13 protein-coding genes are annotated in these 13,134 nt (G+C 41.4%); 2 read left to right on the forward strand and 11 right to left on the reverse strand.

Annotated features, from left to right (window positions below; translation table 11 throughout):
- Positions 1-1,497, reverse strand: coding sequence for a putative basic amino acid antiporter YfcC (gene yfcC / locus GJU40_RS01805; RefSeq protein WP_154306030.1), 1,497 nt, complete (start codon positions 1,495-1,497; stop codon positions 1-3).
- 163 nt (positions 1,498-1,660) lie between these two features.
- Here yfcC and GJU40_RS01810 point away from each other — a divergent pair, with 163 nt between their 5' ends.
- Positions 1,661-3,700 carry a sigma-54 interaction domain-containing protein gene (locus tag GJU40_RS01810; RefSeq protein ID WP_154306031.1) on the forward strand — a complete coding sequence of 680 codons (2,040 nt, stop codon included), beginning with the start codon at positions 1,661-1,663 and terminating at the stop codon, positions 3,698-3,700.
- 12 nt (positions 3,701-3,712) lie between these two features.
- Positions 3,713-4,354 carry a PAQR family membrane homeostasis protein TrhA gene (gene trhA / locus GJU40_RS01815; protein WP_154306032.1) on the forward strand — a complete coding sequence of 214 codons (642 nt, stop codon included), beginning with the start codon at positions 3,713-3,715 and terminating at the stop codon, positions 4,352-4,354.
- A gap of 165 nt (positions 4,355-4,519) precedes the next feature.
- On the opposite strand, the gene GJU40_RS01820 is transcribed toward trhA, so the two are convergent.
- The 10 genes from GJU40_RS01820 to GJU40_RS01865 all read right to left on the reverse strand — a co-directional run bounded on the left by GJU40_RS01820 (position 4,520) and on the right by GJU40_RS01865 (position 13,128).
- Positions 4,520-5,239, reverse strand: coding sequence for a lysophospholipid acyltransferase family protein (locus GJU40_RS01820; protein ID WP_246188243.1), 720 nt, complete (start codon positions 5,237-5,239; stop codon positions 4,520-4,522).
- A gap of 132 nt (positions 5,240-5,371) precedes the next feature.
- Positions 5,372-5,860 (reverse strand): dihydrofolate reductase, encoded by a 489-nt coding sequence (locus tag GJU40_RS01825; protein ID WP_154306033.1) that lies wholly within the window; start codon positions 5,858-5,860, stop codon positions 5,372-5,374.
- Complete coding sequence (locus tag GJU40_RS01830) at positions 5,857-6,651, reverse strand: thymidylate synthase (RefSeq protein WP_154306034.1); 795 nt, start codon at positions 6,649-6,651, stop codon at positions 5,857-5,859. Before GJU40_RS01830 ends, GJU40_RS01825 begins: the two co-directional genes overlap by 4 nt.
- A gap of 17 nt (positions 6,652-6,668) precedes the next feature.
- The gene (locus GJU40_RS01835) at positions 6,669-7,385 is read right to left on the reverse strand and encodes an anthrax toxin lethal factor-related metalloendopeptidase (protein WP_154306035.1); all 717 of its coding nucleotides are present in this window, start codon (positions 7,383-7,385) and stop codon (positions 6,669-6,671) included.
- A 241-nt stretch (positions 7,386-7,626) separates the two neighbouring features.
- The gene (locus GJU40_RS01840; protein ID WP_154306036.1) at positions 7,627-8,181 is read right to left on the reverse strand and encodes a YpjP family protein; all 555 of its coding nucleotides are present in this window, start codon (positions 8,179-8,181) and stop codon (positions 7,627-7,629) included.
- A gap of 287 nt (positions 8,182-8,468) precedes the next feature.
- Positions 8,469-8,594 carry a YuzL family protein gene (locus GJU40_RS01845; RefSeq protein ID WP_154306037.1) on the reverse strand — a complete coding sequence of 42 codons (126 nt, stop codon included), beginning with the start codon at positions 8,592-8,594 and terminating at the stop codon, positions 8,469-8,471.
- 27 nt (positions 8,595-8,621) lie between these two features.
- Positions 8,622-9,398: a class I SAM-dependent methyltransferase gene (locus tag GJU40_RS01850; RefSeq protein WP_154306038.1), complete on the reverse strand. Its 777-nt coding sequence runs from the start codon at positions 9,396-9,398 to the stop codon at positions 8,622-8,624.
- Positions 9,399-9,645: 247 nt separating this feature from the next.
- Entirely contained in the window at positions 9,646-10,080 is a 435-nt protein-coding gene (locus GJU40_RS01855) for a BrxA/BrxB family bacilliredoxin (protein WP_154306039.1), read from the reverse strand.
- Between the two features lie 64 nt (positions 10,081-10,144).
- A complete protein-coding gene (gene ilvD / locus GJU40_RS01860) occupies positions 10,145-11,851 on the reverse strand; it encodes a dihydroxy-acid dehydratase (RefSeq protein ID WP_154306040.1) in 1,707 nt (568 codons plus the stop codon).
- A gap of 155 nt (positions 11,852-12,006) precedes the next feature.
- Entirely contained in the window at positions 12,007-13,128 is a 1,122-nt protein-coding gene (locus GJU40_RS01865) for a conserved virulence factor C family protein (protein WP_154306041.1), read from the reverse strand.
- Between the last annotated feature and the right edge of the window lie 6 nt (positions 13,129-13,134).

Below are 13,134 nucleotides of genomic sequence, written 5' to 3' on the forward strand. Positions count from 1 at the left end.
TTAGTGCAGTCCGATTAACACAGCAAGTATGACAAAAGCAGAAGCCATAACAAACAGCAGAATCTGAAATTTAAAAATAAACTGAAACCATGTTCCCCAGTCTACACGTGCAGCCCCCAGGCTTCCCATGAGAGCAGCCGATGTCGGCACGATAATATTTGTTAAACCGTCACCAAGCTGAAATGCAACTACAGCAACTTGTCTGCTGACACCAGCTATATCTGCTAAAGGAGCTATTAATGGCATCGTTAAAGCTGCCTGTCCTGATCCCGATACAATGAAAAAATTAAAAACTGACTGGATGACTAGAATGAACCACGCTGAAAGAACTGTTGGAAAATCATCGACAAGTCCGCCGGCACTGTGGAGAATGGTATTCAGTACAGAGGGCGAATCTGGTGCATCGCCTCCCAGCACTAGTATAATTCCTTTTGCCATTCCTACAATTAATGCAGCAGGCAGAAGATCCTTTGCTCCATCAGCAAAACTTTCTGCTATCGAATTTATGGACATATTGTTCAGCTTAAAAATGACACCGATGATTCCTGATAAGAGGCCAATTACAAAAAACTGTGTAGCTATTTCAGGTATATAGTAGGCATGAAAGATCACTCCCCACACAATCCATCCTACCCCTGCAGCCAGAGTCAAAATAACAAGTCCGTGACCAAGTCCGAAAGAGGCCTTCACTTTTCCGCTCTGCTTCTCTTTTCTAAACGCTGCATCTGATCCATAAGACAAGGAGCTGTTGGGATCTCTCCTTATTTTAGCTGCATATCTCATCGTATAGATTATGCCAATTGCAGTAAATACTGTCCACATGACAATTCTGAAAGGTGCTCCTGATAAAACAGGAATACCCGAGACGCCCTGGGCGATTGCTACACCGAAAGGGTTCATCCACGAGGTTGCAAATCCAATTTGAGTTGCAACGTATGTAATCATAATGGCTGTTAGAGAATCATAGCCTAATGCCACCATAAGCGGAACCAAAATCAAAGCAAAAGCGATAGCCTCCTCCCCCATACCAAAAACAGCTCCGCCAAGCGAAAAGAGCAAAAACATGGCGGGAATAATAAGAACTTCGCGTCCTTTTGTTTTATCAATCAAAGAAAGTATTCCTTCATCGATTGCTTTCGTTTCCATCAATATTCCAAATGAACCGCCAATAATGATAATAAAAGCAACAACTCCTACCGCTGATCCCCATTTATCACCTGAAACGAGACCCTCAAACAAATAATTCAGCAGCCCCGTTTCTCCGAATGGTTCAAAAATCGATGTCCCATTCTTTTGCGGATTGCCTTCCTCATCTACTGCATATTGAAAACTGCCTGGAACCAGAACAGTTCTAGTCTCCTCACTGCCCCCGCTGTTATAGTTCATCTCTTCAGTTTGAAAACTGCCCATAGGGATTAGGTAAGTGAGAAACGCCGCAAAAAGAACGACAAAAAATACGATGACGAATGTGTGAGGCATTTTGATTTCCTTTTTCATATCCAACTCTCTCCCCTCTTTTTTTATAGTACATGCAAGAAGTGTGCCACCATCAAATACTCTTCCCTAAGAGATATTTACACAATAAAAAAATCTTTTTGGTTGCAATTGTCTCTAATTGGTTGTTATTATAATATCAATGAAATAATGGAAAGGAGCACATATGAATACTTATCGCATTACGCTGCTTGCTGGTTCTTCACAAACAAAAACCATTTTGTCCAAACAGCTGAAGCAGTTATTCGGGGATATATTGACTGTTGATGCATTTGCAATAGATGAAGAACTTCCAAGTTCCTTAAACAGCCGGACTGTCATCGTTTCTTCCATGCAGGCTAAAAAAGAGATTCCTGCTATCTTATTATCAGGCGCTTCCGTTATTGTTGCCAACCGAATGCCTGATCATCAGCATCTGGATAAACTATTGGCAATACCTGCTGAAACAAAAGCGTTAGTAGTAAATGACAGCTACCAATCCGCACAGGATACCATCAGCACACTAACTCAATTAGGAATTACACACATAGAATACATACCCTATCAAAAAGGACATCCTGTTCCTTCCGGTATTTCTCTGGCGATATCTCCAGGGGAGATGGATTCTGTACCTGAGACAGTGCAGGATAAAATTGATATAGGTGTAAGACTGCTGGATTACTCTACTATTTTTGAAATTCTTTATAGTTTAAATATGACTGATTTGGCTGAGATGATTTCACAAAGGTACTTACGAAATCTAATATCATTACATCAAGACCTGCTTTTAGCCGAAGTAACTGCAAACAAACTCCGCCTGCATCTTCAGCATGTGGTGGATGCAGTGGACGATAGTGTCATTGCAGTATCAAAGGATCATACAATCAGTGTTTTGAATGATGGGGCTAAAATGCTGCTGAATTTAGAGGAAGAGTACTCACCTGTAGGAAAACCGCTTCAAGAAATTCTTCAAGATGATGCCGTTGCCAATTTTATCTTGCATGGCGAAGAGGAAAATGAGTTTCATACACTTAATGGCATAGATGTTATGATTCACCGGTATGTACTGGAAACAGAAGGAACATGCGTTGCTACTATTAAAACTGTCAGGCAGGCAATTGAGATTGAACAATCTGCCCGTAAAGAGCTTGCCCAAAATGGCCTTGTTGCAAAGTATACCTTTGAACATATCAAAGGCCGGCATCCACTTATTCAGGATGTTGTAAAGATTGCAAAAAAACTTGCAATGTCAGAGCTGCCCGTATTGATCCAAGGTGCAACAGGAACCGGGAAAGAACTTTTCGCACATAGCATTCATACTTATTCTTCGAGAAAAAACGGTCCTTTTCTTGCAGTAAATTGCAGTGCACTGCCAGAAACCCTTTTGGAAAGTGAACTTTTTGGTTATGAAGAAGGTACCTTCACCGGTGCTCAAAAAGGCGGCAGAAAAGGTTTGTTTGAACTGGCAAATGGGGGAACCATTTTTCTTGATGAAATCGGAGATATCTCCCAAAGCCTTCAGGCAAGGCTGCTTAGAGTTCTGCAGGAAAAAGAAATAAGAAGAACAGGCGGACATAAACTGATTCCTATTGATACAAGAGTCATTTCTGCAACAAATAATAATCTGCTTGAAAAGGTTTCACATCAGGAATTTCGGGCAGATTTATATTACAGACTGAATGTTCTTTCTCTTCAAATTCCAGAGCTAAAAGATAGGAAAAGCGACATACCTCTGCTGATTCAGCATTTTATTGAGCTCAGCGGAAGAATGGTAAGAGTCGATCCCGCCGCAGAGAAAGCCCTTTTGCAGTACGATTGGCCAGGCAACATTAGAGAATTAAAAAACAGCATAGATTATATGCTGGCAGTATGTGACGGCAGGACTATCCAGCTGCATGATATACCGAACCGCCATCTGGAGAAACCTGCTAAAAAGAAAACTTCCAAAACAAATGACATTCAACTGACTGTGATGGATAAAGAACAGTATTTATTTATCCTCCAATCAATTAACAAAGCTAATGAAGAGGGCGAACCTGCGAGTAGAAGAATGATAGCTGAAATGAGCAAAACTACAAGAATACCTCTTACAGCACAGCAAGTTCGGCACCGCCTTGACTTTTTGGAAAAAAGCCATTACGTCACAAAAGGAAGAGGACGTGCCGGAACTAAAATTACTGTGGAAGGCTTGGACTTTCTGAATTCACTGACCGATTATATGCAATAAGGAGCTGAAAAAATGGAATATTCACCAAAAGAAGAAATTGCTAATGCAATTACACACGGTATTGGTGTGCTACTGAGCATTCCTGCCTTGGTTATTTTGATTGTTTTTGCAGCCAGATATGGAGATGCCATTGATATTGTAAGTTTCACTGTGTTTGGCGTTTCTATGCTGCTGCTTTATCTTTTCTCGACATTGCTGCACAGCATTACGTCAAAAAAAGCAAAGGATGTATTCGAAATACTGGATCATTCAGCCATTTACATCTTAATAGCCGGTACCTATACCCCTTTTCTCCTCGGGCCTCTGAGAGGAACTCTTGGATGGACACTTTTAGCTGTCATATGGGGACTCACCATTACCGGCATCATATTTAAGATCTTTTTTGTCAAAAGATTCGTTGTGCTGTCTACCCTTCTGTATATCGTGATGGGCTGGCTGATTATCATTGCGATACAACCACTGTTTTACAGCCTGACTGTGACAGGTTTTATTCTTCTTCTTTCGGGAGGCTTGCTTTACACATTTGGATCTATATTTTATGTATGGAGAAAAATCCCGTATCATCACGCAATCTGGCACGGATTTGTTCTTGCAGGAAGTGCTGCTATGTTTTTCTGCGTTCTCTTTTTTGTACTGGATGTACCTTTTATATGAACAGTATGTTCAGGAACCTCATAAGAAATTGACATGTATAAAATATAGTACTCTCGCCGGCCTGAACGAAGTATAAAGGATGCACAGCAGCAAAATGTACTGGTTGTGAACAATATGCAAAATAAGGGTGTTACACAGGTTGAAAACCTTTGCAACACCCTTTACTTATTTCTCCAGCGACTGCTGTATAGTATGATGAAGACGCTGAGCTATTTCTGTTAAATCCATATTCATATAGTCTTCCGGCAGGAGAGGCTTTGATATTGACAGTGTAACAGATGCCGGCTTCAGAACCGGTCCGGTATTGTGTTCCATAATTGCATACGTGCCATTTATGGCTACCGGCACAATCGGGACTGCTGCATCTCTTGCCATACGGAGAGCACCTGTCTTAAACTCACCAAGCTGCCTTCCCTTGCTCCTTGTTCCTTCCGGAAATATAAGCAGAGAGTGGCCGTTTCTCAATTTTTCCGTTCCCTCTTTTAAGGACAGCAGAGCCTGCCGTCTGTTTCTTCGATCAATAAAAATACAGTTTATCGCTTCCATCCATTTTGGAACAACCGGTATTTTTTTCACTTCTACTTTAGAAAGAAAACCAATTGGTTTCTCAAGATAGCCCAGACAAACGAAAATATCAAAATTGCCCTGATGATTACTCACAAACAATACAGGACCATCAGGAATGTTTTCCCGTCCACTCACTGTGATATCAGAACCTGTAATTTTCAATAGTCTTCGGCCAAGAAGTTCAGGCTGTTGATGGGCTGCATTGTCCCTGAGGGCAACAGGCACATCAGGGCCTATTTTTTTAATTTTTCTTAACTTCGGTAAACTGAACAGGACAAACAATGCCCCGTATATCATAACTGCAGCATATCGAAACAACGTGATACCTCCGTGAATGACTGAACGTGCACGAAACACTCATTCTTTCTTTTATGTAAGCTGACCTTCTAGCAAACATTGGTCCTTATTACTTGTATCTGGGTTCACTGCTTTATTCAGAACTTTTCAGCTCTATTTTCTTTGGTAAACGAGGAATTCATAATCATAAGGGTTTTTTTCATTTTTCACGCCTTTTTCCTTTGAAAGAACAGTCCATTCTTTTTCTTCAAAAAAAGGAAAATATTTATCACCTTCAAAAGATTCTTCAATTCTTGTTACATACATCTTGCTGCTGTGCGGAAGTACTTCTTTGAAAATCTCAGTACCGCCGATTACAAACAACTCCTCTGCACCGCACTCTTTATTCAGCTGAAGAAGTTCTTCTGTACTGTGAAGAATGCTGCAGCCGTCTTGATGATAGGAAGTGTCCCTTGTCAAAATGAAATTTTCTCTCCCAGGGAGAGGTTTCCCTATACTGTCAAAGGTTTTCCTTCCCATAATAATTTTGTGGCCCATGGTCACTTTTTTGAAATATGCTAAATCTGCAGGCAGTCTCCATGGCAAATCATTATTTTTGCCAATCAAGCGGTTTTGGTCCATCGCAAAAAGTAAGGATATCATACACTGACTGCCCCCTTGATAGCTGGATGAGATTCATAACCCTCTAAAACGAAATCTTCAAATTTGAAATCAAATATAGAGGAAACATCACTATTGATCTTCATCTTAGGAAGCTGTTTAGGATCTCTTTGAAGTTGAAGCTTAACCTGCTCTATATGGTTTTTATAAATATGAACATCTCCGAATGTATGAATGAACTCCCCTGGCTTCAGACCGGTTACCTGCGCAATCATCATCGTGAGAAGAGCATAGGAGGCAATGTTAAAAGGAACTCCTAAAAATACATCTGCCGACCTCTGGTAAAGCTGGCAGGATAGCTTTCCATCGGACACATAAAACTGAAAAAAGCAATGGCATGGCGGTAAAGCCATATCAGGAAGATCTCCGACGTTCCATGCATTTACTATTAATCTTCTGGAATTTGGATTTTCTTTTATCTGCTGAACAACATCAGCAATTTGATCAATACTGCTTCCGTCAGCTGCCGCCCACGATCTCCACTGATGACTGTAAATCGGCCCAAGATCACCGTTTTCATCTGCCCATTCGTTCCATATTTTTACCCCGTTATCCTGCAGATACTTAATGTTTGTATCTCCTGCCAGGAACCACAATAACTCGTGAATAATAGATTTTAAATGTACTTTTTTAGTAGTGACCAAAGGAAAACCATCCTCAAGGTTAAAACGCATTTGATATCCGAATGTGCTGATTGTCCCTGTTCCTGTTCTGTCTTCCTTTACAGTGCCTGTTTCAAGTACATGGCTGCATAATGTTAAATATTCCTTCATCAGAATCCCTCCTGGCTTTATTGTTTTGCAAACAACGCTGCATCATTTTCTAGTTTTAACAAAAATGCGTATGTTAAAGGAGCATCTGCCCTTAATACGTTCCTGGAGTCTTCACTAAAATAAAGCATAGCGAACACTTCAGCGAAGTACTCTTCCGGAAAGGATGTAAAATAAGCTCTGTTTTGAAAAATAATACCTGATTCCTGCTTCCATATATTCAAAAATGCCGGCTGTTTTCTTACCTGCCCAAACACATATTTATCTACTGCATGCCCAAGTTCATGAAGTTCAAGTGCTACGGAGCCATGCCCCATTCCGTAAGAGCTATGACCAATTTTAGCATAAACATATTTGTTTTCACACAAGCCGGGAATGTCTTCCCAAGTCAGTCCTGTCCCTTCATAGCCATGCGGGGTCTTTCCCTTCAAGTCATGAAGCTTGCTTTCATTTGTTATTGGACCATCAAAAAGTTTAATTTTTACGCCTTTGTCAGCAGCAAGCCTGAGAATGTTTTCGTCAACCTTATTCAGATTTTCGACCATTTCCAGTACATCTTTTTCTTTAAAAGTGCTTTCCGGAAGCAAAACGAGTTCACCGAGACTCCAATGATATTCAGCCTCTTGCTGGGATTTAAATTTGTAGGTATATAGAGGTGTTCCTGAAGGAGTTGCTTTTGCATATTGAACAGAGGGAATCACTAAAAGCAGCAGTGCTGCAAGGAGCCATTTTTTCATGTTGTCTACATTTCACATCCTGCCCTAATTTTAATCTATGAATATACTACCATAAAACTTTCAGGGAATTCTCATAAAAATTTCGTTTGTAAGCCCCTTCCCTGAAATATTTATATTGACTGCAAAGTTTAAGTGTGCAACATACGCTTCTCTCCAGTAACTCCTCCTGTATAACAGAAAATAAAAAAACCTGCAGTGAGCAGGTTTTTTCTATGAATCAAAAAAGTTAAGTTGTTTGCTATTAATTAGCCATCCAGTTTGGGGGGGTATTTTTATCCCAATATATGCTTCCCAATTCATGATGAGAAGCAAAGGAATCGTGGTAAGTATGATAGTGAAAGTTAAACCAGAAGCCTTGATGGGGAGGATTGTCTCTTCTCACATGGAATCTGATAAGATCTTCACCGGTTTGAGCGTCATAAATATGAAATATTTTTTCTCCCATACCTCCGGCAGGCTTTTTCGACAGTATCACATTCAGAAATCTTTCATCATTTTCAGCAAATTCGGTAATTGTTTCTTCAATCTTTGGAAGAATCACTTCCTTAAATTCATCTTCAATCACAGGGCCAATCTTATTACCAAACTTTAAATATGATTGTTCTTCTGCAAGATGCAAAAGCTGTTCCACAGAAAACTCGTGTGAGCTTGCCAGCAGCTTTCCGTCTTCTGAGCTGCTGCCTGCTGTATCTTTTGAAGTTTGTTCCTCCATCATCAGAGCTGCAGGGGGTGATACCATTCCAAAGGTTGCAATTGTAAATAGAATGACCAGGGTTTTCTTAAACCATTTATTCATTTTTGCTCTTCCTTCCAAATAGGCTCTTAACAGCTATTCTACCATATTGTCAAACTAACAGAATACGATAATGTGCTTATTTTTTGAAAGGGCTTTAAATATTCAGGGAAAACATATAAAATAGAGGAGAATACGTACATAGTCATTTCAACGGACTGAAGGGGACAGGGGGCTGAAGAATGTTTGAAGGATTGTTTGTAGTGTTGAGCTTTGCGACACTTGCTTATATGATTTATGTTGAAATAGCTGATTAAAAACCTCATGGAGCCCATGAGGTTTTTTACTCATTATTTTTTATTTTTCTTCCTGCTGGAATCCTTTTTAGTACCCACTTCTTCGACGGTTGTTCCCTGACCTTCTGTATGAGAGGAACTCAGCCCTGCAGTTGAAGGATCACTTTTCCTTTTTGACAATTTTACCACCTCCATTGTTATGTTTCCTTATTTGTCCTTTTCTATAAATCCAAAATGAAATTTGGCTGTTTTGCGAACAATGACCGAAAAACCAAACTGCTGAAATCTGGGGCTTTGCCAGTGGTCTTTTAAAACCACCCGGCTTTTCGCAACTCTCAAAGCGTCTCTCATAGCATTCTTACTGATCTCTTTTCTCACAGACATGCCTCTGAGACCGGCAATGCCTTGCGACGCCACTATTGTTTCATGAAACATAGGGTCAAAATAAACAACATCAAAAGAATTGTCACTGCAGTTCTGCAGAAAAGCTTCATGATCGCTATGAAGTATCTGTATTCGTCTCATCGCTTCGTCCATTTCTTTTATCCCTGTCTCCCAGGTTTGCAATCCTTTTCCTGTGAGATAAGCTGTGTTTCTGTTTCCTTCAATTCCAACGACCTTTCCAGAGACTCCAGTTTGAAAACTGGCAAGAATTGCATCAGAGGCAAGCCCAGCTGTACAGTCCAACAGGCTCTGTCCGCTTTGAAGTCCGCATGCTTCAAGAAAGGGATCTCTATCGCCTTTCATCAGCCTTTTTATTCTGAACATAGAAGAGTTCGGGTGAAAAAAGGCCGGATCTTTACTATCCTGATACAACTCCAGCCGGTTTTCTCCTACCACCAACAGAGGCTGACCATAGAGGGAAATCATGTCAGCCACAGATTTCTTTTCTCTTTTTTTATAATCCGCACCAAGTTCCTCAGCAATGGATTTCGCAAGCAGAATTCGTTTTTCAGCGGTTCTGCCTGATGTTGTCACATTCATATCGTACATCCTCCCTGTCAGCCATCTTGACTTGTTGATGATTTAACGGGACAGCTTCTGCATTCTTTATCTTGAAGGTGTCTATTTCAGACAATCTCTTAGAAGTTTTTCAAGTGTCTTGAAAGAAGATCAGCTGCTGCACTGGCGCCAGCTTTATACTTCTCTGGCTGACACAACCTTTAGTTCCCTTTTTTCACAGCAGAACTGTTCTATTTTGAGCGATAAAAAAAAGGATGCCAAATCGGCATCACAAGCTTTGATGATTAAAAGCAGTTTGAAGGTTTTCTATAATTTCTCCAATAGAATGGCCTTCAATTTCATGGCGCGGGATAAAATGCACGACTTCTTTTCCTTTTAAAAGAGCCATAGAAGGAGAGGAAGGTTCAAAGCCTTCAAAGTATTCTCTCATCTTTGCAGTTGCTTCTTTATCCTGTCCTGCAAAAACTGTTACATATTTTTCAGGGGCATTATCCCCCATGATGGCCTGAACAGCAGCTGGCCGGGCCAAACCGGCAGCACAGCCGCATATTGAGTTGACTACAACAAGTGCTGTTTCTTGATTCTCATTCATAAAAGCTTCAACCTGATCGGGGGTTGTGAGCTCATGAAAACCGGCATTTGTCAGTTCGCTTCTCATCGGCTGTACAATTTGACGCATATATTCCTCATAAGCATTTGACATTTGTTTGCCTCCCGTTAATCACTTTACGTCATAGGATACTATAGGGAGGAGACAGTATGCAAATCTACAGCCTGACAGCTTCCTTTTCTTCAGTAAAATCATCTGTCACCGCTCCTGCTGATGCACAAGAAACAGTATGCGCATATTTGCCCAGCACTCCCTTTTTGAATAGGGGCGGAGGGCTCCAGCTCTTTCTTCTTTCTTCCAGTTCTTCTGCAGCTACATGAAGGGTCAGTTCCCCATTCTCACTGTCCACAGTGATGCTGTCCCCGTTTTTCACAAAAGCGATGGGACCTCCTGATTGTGCCTCAGGTGCGATATGGCCGACAACCAGGCCATGAGTGCCGCCTGAGAATCTTCCGTCGGTTAATAGGGCTACTTCCTTTCCAAGCCCCTTGCCAACCAAAATACCTGAAATCGATAGCATTTCCGGCATTCCAGGTCCTCCTTTAGGTCCCTCATAGCGGATAATCAAAACATCTCCAGCAAGTATTTGATCTTTTAGTACCGCATCTGTAGCTTCTTCTTCTGAATCAAATACTTTAGCCGGCCCTGTAAGCGAGGTCATTTTCAGACCGGATACTTTTGCTACAGCTCCAGACGGAGCAAGATTACCGCGCAGAACTACAAGGGGACCATCCTTCCTCAAGGCCTTCGATAACGGATAGATGACAGTCTGCCCTTCCACCAGCCCTTCGGCATTTCTAAGATTTTCTTCCAAGGTATTGCCTGTCACTGTCAGGCAGTCGCCGTGAAGAAGTCCTTCTTGGAGCAAAAGTTTCATAACTGCCTGTACACCGCCCGCCTGATGAAGATCCTGCATAACATATCTGCCGCTCGGCTTAAGATCCGCAATGTGCGGAACTCTTTTTTGAATTCTGATAAAGTCATCAAGGTTCAAGTCTACCCCGATAGCCTTTGCTATTGCAAGAAGATGAAGAACGGCATTGGTGGATCCTCCCAAGGCCATTACGACGGTGATCGCATTTTCAAAAGCTTTTTTTGTCATAATGTCTTTTGGATAGATGCCCTTTTGAAGCAAATTGAAGACCGCTTCTCCTGCCTTATGACAATCCTCCCTTTTATGTTCCGTTTCGGCGGGGTTGGAAGAGCTCCCCGGCATGCTCATTCCCATTGCTTCAATGGCAGATGCCATCGTGTTGGCTGTGTACATGCCTCCGCATGAACCTGCACCTGGACAGGCGTTGCACTCAATTTTTTTTAATTCCTGCTCATCAATGGCTCCCTGGTTAAACTGTCCTACTCCCTCAAAAACTGAAACAATATCAATATCTTTTCCATTTAAATTTCCTGGTTTAATCGTTCCCCCATATACAAATACAGAAGGCACTTCAGCTCTTGCCATGGCAATCAGACAGCCTGGCATATTTTTGTCACAGCCCCCAATTGCTACAAATGCATCGAGATTTTCCCCGCCTACTACAGTTTCAATTGAGTCAGCAATCACTTCCCTGCTCGGGAGCGAATACCTCATCCCCGCTGTTCCCATGGAAATCCCATCAGATACTGTAATGGTATTAAATATCAGTCCGGCTCCCCCAGAAGCTTGGACACCTTCCTTTGCAGCGACCGCAAGTGCATCAATATGTATATTGCACGGCGTTACTTCACTCCAGGTGCTTGCAATTCCAATCATGGGCTTTTTAAAATCCTCATCCTTAAATCCAACCGCCCTCAGCATAGCCCTGTTAGGCGCTCTTTTACTATCTTCACTAATTTCTTTGCTTTTTATTCTTAAGTCCGGATTCATGTAATTACCTCCAATTGTGACTATAGTTATTAACTATAGTAAATTAAGAGTATTATTTCAATAATATTCTGATTTTTTAAACAAAAAAGAAGAAACCATCTTTTTGGCCATCTGGCTCTTTCCAGAGTCTTGACCCAAAAAATGATTTCTTTGTGTTACTGTGAGGTTCTGCTTTCTGTCATCTGCTTCCAGACAGATCCTTTCGCTTCTTCCCCGCCTTGTATTCTTTCTATAGCCATTTTGATTTGCATGCTGACTTCAAATTCCGGATCATCCTGGGCTGCCATTAAAGCAGGAAGTGCTGATTCGTCTCCCACTTCATATAGAAACATAGCCGCCCTCCACCTGACCAGCTTGCTTTTATCTTTCAACGCTTCCATCATTGCAGTCATTGCTGCATGATCACCTAAATCGGAGATACAGTCTCCCGCAGTCCTTCTGACAGTTACAGACGAATCCTTTAGCGCTTTATAAAGTCCAGGAAGAATTTCGCTTGTCTCCAGCATGCCCAGGTAGACGGTTGCCAATCTTCTAATTGACGCTTTTGGATCATCAAGTGCTTTTAACAGCAGCGGCAAATCGGAAATATCCGGATTCATTTGTTCCATGTGAGCGTAACGAACTGCCCAATCTTCTTCTTCCAGCATTTCTGCACTGACTTTATACGAAGTTCTCTCTCTTTTTTCCGCACTCTCTTTGTTGGAAATTTGGCTGATCATTCTGTCTAAACGCCCTTGACTGTAAGCAGCTGTTAATTCTTCCGCTACTTCTCTTCCAATATCATCAAAGTCACCATAGCGGACACCCTGTTCTTTCCATTCACGGTCAAGCACCACATTGCTTGACTGCTCTTGGATCGTAAAAATTGCCTGTTGGAACTTATCCGGCAGCGAATAACGTTTTTCTTCCGTTCCGTCTGATAATTTGATCTGCATAGGGATACCGTTGAAAAATTGAACATGCACACCAATTTCACCAAAAGAATCATTCACTGTTCCCCCGGAAGCTTCTCCTTCTTCTTCTTGTCCAAAAGATTTTCTAACTTCACTGAGTATGCCCTTCCAGTCATACTTGGCATTTCTTTCAATGGCAAGAAAATCTGCGACATGATAAATACCTTTTACACCTTCTATTGAAAGCAGGCTTGCAATCATTTCAGGTGCTTGTGCTGCCTGATCTTTTTTATAATTATTGCTTTTTCCGGCAGGGAGCTCCTGATTCAGCAAAACTTTCATTGTATTAGGACTAGGTGTAGGCTCAATTGAAACTATATTCATGAATGC

Origin of the sequence: Metabacillus lacus (assembly GCF_009674805.1) — a bacterium.
In the GTDB taxonomy this organism is placed as follows: domain Bacteria; phylum Bacillota; class Bacilli; order Bacillales; family Bacillaceae; genus Metabacillus_C; species Metabacillus_C lacus.

Bases quoted from the DNA above. Each gene is read 5' to 3' on its own strand.
- yfcC (WP_154306030.1), bottom strand. From the start codon at position 1,497: ATGAAAAAGGAAATCAAAATGCCTCACACATTCGTCATCGTATTTTTT.
- GJU40_RS01810 (WP_154306031.1), top strand. From the start codon at position 1,661: ATGAATACTTATCGCATTACGCTGCTTGCTGGTTCTTCACAAACAAAA.
- trhA (WP_154306032.1), top strand. From the start codon at position 3,713: ATGGAATATTCACCAAAAGAAGAAATTGCTAATGCAATTACACACGGT.
- GJU40_RS01825 (WP_154306033.1), bottom strand. From the start codon at position 5,860: ATGATATCCTTACTTTTTGCGATGGACCAAAACCGCTTGATTGGCAAA.
- GJU40_RS01830 (WP_154306034.1), bottom strand. From the start codon at position 6,651: ATGAAGGAATATTTAACATTATGCAGCCATGTACTTGAAACAGGCACT.
- GJU40_RS01835 (WP_154306035.1), bottom strand. From the start codon at position 7,385: ATGAAAAAATGGCTCCTTGCAGCACTGCTGCTTTTAGTGATTCCCTCT.
- GJU40_RS01840 (WP_154306036.1), bottom strand. From the start codon at position 8,181: ATGAATAAATGGTTTAAGAAAACCCTGGTCATTCTATTTACAATTGCA.
- GJU40_RS01850 (WP_154306038.1), bottom strand. From the start codon at position 9,398: ATGAATGTGACAACATCAGGCAGAACCGCTGAAAAACGAATTCTGCTT.
- GJU40_RS01855 (WP_154306039.1), bottom strand. From the start codon at position 10,080: ATGTCAAATGCTTATGAGGAATATATGCGTCAAATTGTACAGCCGATG.
- ilvD (WP_154306040.1), bottom strand. From the start codon at position 11,851: ATGAATCCGGACTTAAGAATAAAAAGCAAAGAAATTAGTGAAGATAGT.
- GJU40_RS01865 (WP_154306041.1), bottom strand. From the start codon at position 13,128: ATGAATATAGTTTCAATTGAGCCTACACCTAGTCCTAATACAATGAAA.